Source organism: Bowmanella yangjiangensis, assembly GCF_017255015.1.
Lineage (GTDB): Bacteria > Pseudomonadota > Gammaproteobacteria > Enterobacterales > Alteromonadaceae > Bowmanella > Bowmanella yangjiangensis.
In genome coordinates, this window is sequence record NZ_JAFKCS010000532.1 from 1 (window position 1) to 522 (window position 522).

1 protein-coding gene is annotated in these 522 nt (G+C 68.2%); it reads left to right on the forward strand.

The window, feature by feature from the left end:
• Positions 1-88: 88 nt before the first annotated feature.
• Positions 89-490 (forward strand): cobalamin biosynthesis protein, encoded by a 402-nt coding sequence (locus J0A65_RS25505; RefSeq protein ID WP_269814713.1) that lies wholly within the window; start codon positions 89-91, stop codon positions 488-490.
• The last annotated feature ends 32 nt before the right edge of the window (positions 491-522 follow it).

A 522-nucleotide genomic window follows, 5' to 3' on the forward strand; every position in this document is an offset into this window, starting at 1 on the left:
CGGCAGGTGCCATGATGAGCTACGCCCCCGTCCAAGCCGAATGCCGCTCATGCTGCCGCCCCCCTCCGCACGCCACCCAGCCTCGCCGATGCAGGTCGTTGCCGGGCTGGGCTGCAGAAGCGGCTGCGCTATGCAGGAACTGTTCGACCTGCTCGTCGACAGCCTGGCGCAGCATGAGCTGACGCTGGGCAACCTGGCAGGGCTGGCCAGCAGTGCCCACAAGCGCAACGAGGCGGGCCTGCAGCAACTGGCCAAGCATCTGCAGCTGGAGCTGCACCTGTTCACGGCCGCAGAGCTCTCGCCCTACCAGCCACCAGCACCCGGCAACCCCTGTGTCCAAGCAGCCACTGGCGCTGCTGCCGTGGCCGAGCCCTGTGCGCTCGCGCTGGCCAGGCGCATGGGCAAGAGCACGGCGCACCTGCTTGGCGAAAAACGCAAAACCGCCAGGGCAACCTGCGCCCTGGCAGCATTCACGAGAGAGTCCGCATGACCGTCTATTTCATCGGGGCCGGCCCCGGCGAC